Origin of the sequence: Lentzea sp. NPDC006480, assembly GCF_040611995.1 — a bacterium.
Classification (GTDB): domain Bacteria; phylum Actinomycetota; class Actinomycetes; order Mycobacteriales; family Pseudonocardiaceae; genus Lentzea.
On sequence record NZ_JBEXPJ010000300.1, the window covers coordinates 1 to 4,727 of the forward strand.

Here is a 4,727-nt window from a genome sequence, read left to right on the forward strand (position 1 = left end):
CGTTCCGGCAGGTCGCCTGGGCCGGGTCCTGGGAGGGCACCACAGACCTCGGGCTGGGTGTCCGCGCACGCCTGCCGTTTCGGGTGTTCACCCTGCCCGACCGCATCGTCGTGGACGTCGCCCACCAGTGGTGAGCCCGTGGCGGGAACGTCACCACGGCGATCCCGCCACCCCTCGCAGGTACTGCAAGATCAGAAGTTCGCGCCATCACGACGCAGCTGACAGTCGCAGCGCGATGGCCCAGCTGTGGTGCGTAAAGCTGATGAGCAAGCGATGGTCGCCGGGATAGCGTGTCCCAGTGCCTGATGAGGAACTGCTGCGCAGATGGAAGGAACACTGGCCGGACTGCCCGCCCATCGGCCATGAACTGCGCTGTGAGCGGGATCGGTGGGTGCGTTTTCACAGCCTGCCGGAGTCCAAGCGCTACCCGGACACCGAGGACGAGTGGGCGATCGTGCTGGATCGCTACAACACGGTCCTCGACGAACTGTTCGCGGGTCTCGACGTCTACCTCGCCACATCGAACTGGTCCGGCACCCCGGTGCCGCCCGAACGCCCGCACGAACAGACGCGGTGGCACCCAGGGGCCCATCACTGGACCTCGATCCGAACAGATCCGGATCCGGACGATCCGATCTACACGCACGTGTACGTCAGCCTGATCCCGTGGGAGCGTGGCCGCATCGACGCACTGCTGCGCGCCGTCGCCGACGACGCCACCGCGGGAGTGCTGATCATCGATGCCAGTCTGCAACGGATCTACCACCCGTACGACGGCGGCGCCGACGTAATCCTCGCCACGGACGCCGAACGCGACCAACTGCGCTCGCGGCATGCCGACTGGCTCTCCGCGCACCCTTCGGGGCTGTAGAGATTCAGCAACCTGATTGCCGCAGGGCCGCCGGCGTCCGCTCATGCCGCCGAGCGGTAGTACGTGGATCGCGCACTTCTGCCCATGTTCGGACACTCACGGACCCATTGCCCCAGGCGTTACTTGCTGGGACGGACATGGCTCCAGCGATCGATGACTGAGCGCGTAGCTACCGATCTGATCAGACGCCACCTCGGCACGCTTCTAAGGCGCTTCTGTGGCATCACACCGAGGATGAGACTCTCCAACGCGGCGTCACCAATCCCGAAACTGGCCACCCAGGTCGCCACCAGGAAGACCTCGCCGATCTCAGAGATGCCGAGGAAGAAGCGCCCCCGATCGAGTTCGCCAATCGGGAACAACGCGCACCCCAAGTCCGCACCCCACCCGGCGAAGCGGTCCTCCTCGCCGACACAGAGCCCAGGATCGAGTTCGAACGGCTCACGAGCACACGAGACACCCCGACCATCGATCTCCAGGTTCAGCCCGCCGAACTCGACCAAGAACTCCGCTGCGGCCCGGTGCATTCGAACCTCACCGCTGGCCTCGAGTTGCTCCCGCCAATGGCACCAGGTACCTGATCTAACAGCGTACGTACCCGACATCGGGCCAGAAGGCTGAGCTCGTGCAACGCACTCTCGTGCCGCTGACCGGTGTTGCTTGGGTGCTCGCTCATGCCGATGTGAGTGAGTCCCGGCGTCGGATCACCGGGACTCACCCGGTCGCTGGTGTCAGCGGTTCATCAGAGCGAAGACGCCCCAGCCGAGGTACTCGCGCTGGTATCGCGCGTGACGTGCCGGAGCGGTGGTGAGTTCCGCGCGCATCTGCTCGGCCAGCTCGTCGCCGGGATGTGAGTCCAGCCAGCGACGGGTGTTGAGCCATTGAGCCGCGACGTAGCGGTCCCAGCTGTCCTGGTCGGCCAGGACCATCTCCACCACGTCACAACCCAGCTCCCCGAACTGTTCCAGCAGTTCCGGGAGGACGCGGAAGTCGTCTGCGCTGGTGGCGTGACAGCCTTCGACGGTGGCCTGGTCCGGGGGCTCCCTGCGCCAGTACGGTTCGCCGATCAGCATCATGCCGCCGGGGCGCAGGCTGCGTCGGAGCAGGTCCACGGTGCCGGCGACGCCACCTCCGATCCAGGTCGCACCGACACAGGACCCGATGTCGACCGGGTCGTCGGCAACGTGGTTCGACGCGTCACCATGGGTGAAAGCGACCTGTTCGGCGACCTCCAGTTCGATCGCCCGTGCCCTGGCCGCGGCGAGGAACACAGTGCTGATGTCGACGCCGGTTCCGGTGATGTGGTGATCGCGCGCCCAGGTGCACAGCAACTCGCCCGAGCCACAGGCCAGGTCGAGCATCCGAGTGCCGGGCGGTGGGTTCAGCGCCTCGCCCAGGGTGGCCAGTTTCTGGTTGGTGAGCGGATTGTGGATGCGGTGGCTGCTCTCGCGGATGGTGAAACTACGGGGTAGATCCACCTCGGGGATTCCTCACGTCCAAAGGGTGATTCACAGCGGTCAGCGCGGAGTCGGCCGTCGACGGCCGGGCTACCCGGACATTCATGAAATGCACCTCTTCGGACGGAAGGCCATGCGGTTCGACGAAGGCTAAGCGGGTCGCACGTGGCGGTCCACCGGTTATCGCGTCGACCCCGAACGCGCTCTCACGCAGACGAGAGTCTTCTGCGACAGCCCATACGCTTGGTGGGTACCGGCACATGACAGTCACGTTCGCCTTCTCGCGGGCACAGCCGCTTCTGGCCAACCGGCCTACGAGGTCGTCCCGGCCGTGCGAACCTCCGAGACCGAGTGCGAGATCCTCGGCAGTCCAGGCCTGGCAACTGGTCGAGGCGCCGCACGACAAGAGGTTCATCGTCGTGACGGTGCCGGTCAGCGCTGGGTTCCCGTCGATCGAGTCCGTTGTCGCCGAGTGGACGTCCGGCAACAACGCGGAGTGGTACTCCGGCAACGTCTACGACGAGGACGACCGCCCACTCGGCTGGTGGGAGGGCTGAGTCGGAAAGATGCGCGCGGCACCCTCCCGAACGGCCGTCCAGTCGGTCGCGGGTACGTGCCGCATGGCGGCGGCCAAGGATCCTGAACGCTGCCTCGATCTCCGCGATGCGCCGGTCCATCGCGTCGATCAGTTCCCGGTCGAACTCCTCGACGGCTCGCAGGAACAACTCGGTGGGGACGCTTGCCCGTCCTTGTGGCCAGTCGAGAGCTGCGTCCGCGTCCTCGACTTCTGGCCCGTACCACGCGTGCTGATCGCTGGTCATGCGGTCGACGAGATCTGCGGGCACCGGTTCCAGCAGAGAAGGCAGCAGTTCCTCCCACAACCGGACGACGTAGCAGTCGACCGGCCCCGCCGGGTGGTGGAGAAGCTTGTGTCCGTCCACCTCGATCCAGTACACGCCGTCCGTCAAAGCGAACCAGTGCAGCCTCCGATCGCCCCAAGGCTCCACATCGGCCAGTGGCGTGAGACGGAAGTGAAAACGGATCACCCCGGCAGTGTGCTCACCACCTCGAACCGCTGTCGACGAATTTCGATGAGTCCCGGCTCGGTCCGCGGTCTGTAGGTACATGAAGCTCTTGCTCACCTCAGGCGGCGTCACGAACCCGAGCATCCACGCGGCGCTCGTGCAGCTCCTCGGCAAGCCGATCTCCGAGTGCCACGCGCTCTGCGTCCCGACTGCCCAGTGGGGTCACCCGATGTGCGGTCCGGCATCGGTGCGGCGATTCGTGGCCGCCGATCGGCATTTCTCCGGCCTGGGCTGGGCGTCGCTCGGCGTCCTCGAACTCACCGCGCTGCCCAGCATCGGCGCGCGGCGGTGGGTGCCCTGGGTCCAGGAGGCGGACGTGCTCCTGGTCGGCGGTGGCGACGCGACGTACCTGTGCCACTGGATGCGCGAGTCCGGGCTGGCGGACCTGCTGCCGTCGTTGCCCGACCTGGTCTGGGTGGGGGTGAGCGCCGGCAGCATGGTCATGACGCCCCGGATCGGGGCGTACTTCGTCGAGTGGCCGTCAGCACCGGACGACCGGACCATGGGAGTCGTCGACTTCGCGATCTTCCCGCACCTGGACGCGTTCCCCACGAACACCCTGGCCGACGCCGAGCGGTGGGCCGCCGACATCGGCGGCCCGGCCTACGCCATCGACGAACAGACGGCCATCAAGGTTGTCGGCAACTCTGTCGAGGTGGTCTCCGAAGGGCGATGGACAGTGTTCGGAACAACCTCAGGAGACCAGTGACAGGGAAGCAAGGTCGGCGGCGGCCGGACCTGCGGCTCTCGCGCCGGGAGATCGAGAAGGACTGGCTCGCGACCTGCGGATGACTTTCTCGGGCGACCGGGCAACCAAGGCGGCCGGCCGCGCGTGTCGCTTTCGACGGGCGGGGAGCCCGACGGGAAGAGGGGGAAGATCATGCGCAGATTCGCGCTGGCGGTCGCAGCCGTGCTGGCGGCTATGACGGTGGTCCCGGCGAGTGCCGACGCCGCTGCCTGTGCGCCGGTCGACTGGGGATCGGAGCTGAAGACCGCGTACAACGGTACCGGCGGGACCGTGACCGGTATTCGCTCCGGGCAGCACGAGTGCTTCGACCGGCTGGTGATCGACACCCACCTGGCCGCCGGCAGCTACTACGTGACCTACACCGACGAGGTGACCCATGTCGGGTCGGGCAAGCCTGTTCCTTTGCGGGGCGACGCGAAGCTGTTGGTGGTGGCGTACTCGCCGTCCTACGACGAGAACTTCGACCCGACCTACCAGCCGGCAAACCCGGCCGAGGTCGTGGACGTGACCGGCTACCGGACGTTCCGGCAGGTCGCCTGGGCCGGGTCCTGGGAGGGCACCACAGA

6 protein-coding genes and 1 pseudogene are annotated in these 4,727 nt (G+C 66.8%); 4 read left to right on the forward strand and 3 right to left on the reverse strand.

The features are described from left to right. Positions 1-391 precede the first annotated feature (391 nt). Positions 392-871, forward strand: a complete 480-nt coding sequence (locus ABZX92_RS45075) for a hypothetical protein (RefSeq protein ID WP_355572217.1) — start codon at positions 392-394, stop codon at positions 869-871. A gap of 119 nt (positions 872-990) precedes the next feature. Here ABZX92_RS45075 and ABZX92_RS45080 read toward each other — a convergent pair whose 3' ends face one another. Then, the gene (locus ABZX92_RS45080) at positions 991-1,476 is read right to left on the reverse strand and encodes an SUKH-3 domain-containing protein (RefSeq protein WP_355572219.1); all 486 of its coding nucleotides are present in this window, start codon (positions 1,474-1,476) and stop codon (positions 991-993) included. 126 nt (positions 1,477-1,602) lie between these two features. Further along, complete coding sequence (locus ABZX92_RS45085) at positions 1,603-2,349, reverse strand: methyltransferase domain-containing protein (RefSeq protein WP_355572220.1); 747 nt, start codon at positions 2,347-2,349, stop codon at positions 1,603-1,605. Between the two features lie 404 nt (positions 2,350-2,753). Between ABZX92_RS45085 and ABZX92_RS45090 the strand changes: the two genes are divergently transcribed. Beyond that, positions 2,754-2,885, forward strand: a complete 132-nt coding sequence (locus ABZX92_RS45090; protein WP_355572226.1) for a hypothetical protein — start codon at positions 2,754-2,756, stop codon at positions 2,883-2,885. Between the two features lie 144 nt (positions 2,886-3,029). Here the strand turns inward: ABZX92_RS45090 and ABZX92_RS45095 are convergent. After that, positions 3,030-3,497, reverse strand: a pseudogene (locus tag ABZX92_RS45095) (DUF5984 family protein); the annotation flags it as partial. Here ABZX92_RS45095 and ABZX92_RS45100 point away from each other — a divergent pair. Then, positions 3,454-4,122 (forward strand): Type 1 glutamine amidotransferase-like domain-containing protein, encoded by a 669-nt coding sequence (locus ABZX92_RS45100; protein WP_355572222.1) that lies wholly within the window; start codon positions 3,454-3,456, stop codon positions 4,120-4,122. The pseudogene ABZX92_RS45095 and the gene ABZX92_RS45100 sit on opposite strands and share 44 nt — an antisense overlap. A 171-nt stretch (positions 4,123-4,293) precedes the next feature. Next, positions 4,294-4,727: hypothetical protein (locus tag ABZX92_RS45105; protein ID WP_355572224.1), on the forward strand; the 434-nt coding region annotated here is incomplete at its 3' end.

Excerpts from the sequence above, each read along its gene's own strand:
- ABZX92_RS45080 (WP_355572219.1), bottom strand. The coding sequence starts at position 1,476 with ATGTCGGGTACGTACGCTGTTAGATCAGGTACCTGGTGCCATTGGCGG.
- ABZX92_RS45100 (WP_355572222.1), top strand. The coding sequence starts at position 3,454 with ATGAAGCTCTTGCTCACCTCAGGCGGCGTCACGAACCCGAGCATCCAC.